This is a genomic window from Vibrio sp. 1078-1, assembly GCF_033340475.1.
Genome location: NZ_JAWOWM010000073.1, coordinates 1 through 1,135, shown reverse-complemented (window position 1 = coordinate 1,135; position 1,135 = coordinate 1). Strand labels below are relative to the sequence as shown.

General features: G+C 45.6%; 1 protein-coding gene. It reads right to left on the bottom strand.

Annotation, left to right across the window (positions count from 1 at the left end; genetic code table 11):
* The coding region (gene vmeA, locus R7190_RS25685) for a multidrug efflux RND transporter periplasmic adaptor subunit VmeA (RefSeq protein ID WP_318137655.1) at positions 1-891 on the bottom strand (891 nt) is incomplete at its 3' end.
* Positions 892-1,135: the final 244 nt, after the last annotated feature.

The window sequence follows — 1,135 nt, the reverse complement described above, 5'->3', positions numbered from 1 at the left end:
AGTAATCACGGTCGCACGTACGAACATACCCGGAAGAAGTAAACCATCAGGATTTGGGAATTCCGCACGCAAAGTCACGCTTCCCGTACTTTCATCCACGTTAACTTCCGTGAACTTCATTATGCCTTTGTGCTCGTATGTCGAGCCATCTTCAAGCGTCAATGCGACTTGCGCAGATTGATCTTCTTGCATGTGACCTTGAGAAAGCGCCGCTTTTAGTCGCAGCAATTGAGCAGAAGACTGAACGATATCCACGTTGATCGGTTCAAGTTGTTGAATCGTCGTTAGCTTGTCGGCTTGGTTTGCCGTAACCAACGCTCCCGCAGTCACATTTGACTTGCTGATCACGCCACTGATCGGCGCTTTCACACGGGTATAAGTCAAATTGATCTTTGCAGTATTGATCTTCGCTTTGGCTACGAGCACTTGCGCTTTCGCTTCTTTGTAAGCCGCTTCTGCTTCATCCAGATCTTGTTGACTGATCGATTTCTTGGTAATCAATGCGCGGTAACGTTTAACGGTTGCAAACGTCGATTCTTCAGAAGCTTGCGCACGAATCAGCTCCGCTTCTGCACTAAGCAAATCCGCTTGAAATGAAGAGTCATCAATTTGATACAACGACTGACCTTTTTCCACAACGCCACCTTCAACAAAGTTACGTTCTGAAATAATACCCGTTACCTGTGGGCGGACTTCCGCCTCTTTAAATGCACGGCTGCGGCCCGGCAACTCAACCGTCAAAGCTTGTCGAACAGGTTCAACCGTCAACACATTCACTTCGGTTGCGGGAGCGGCGCCACCACCTTGCTCAGTTCCTTCTTGGCTTGGTTGACATCCCGCCATAAACAGGCTCGATGCAATCAGCAGCGATAGCGTGGTTCTACGTCTCATGAAACATCTCTCTTATTTTGCAAGCCCTACAAATATCCAATTCAATGCGTTCTGAATGGCTCGATTATGATTAGTGGATATGCATTTATCCCAAACAAATTAGTTAGAATGATAATTACCCAGTGTTGTACATACAACAAAATTTACGTTTCTATACGCTTGTCGAATGCGTTTGTTGTAAAGGTGCAATAGAACTCTCAGATTTGAAGATATTGTGTTGGAAATCACAATTTTCTGTGTACAA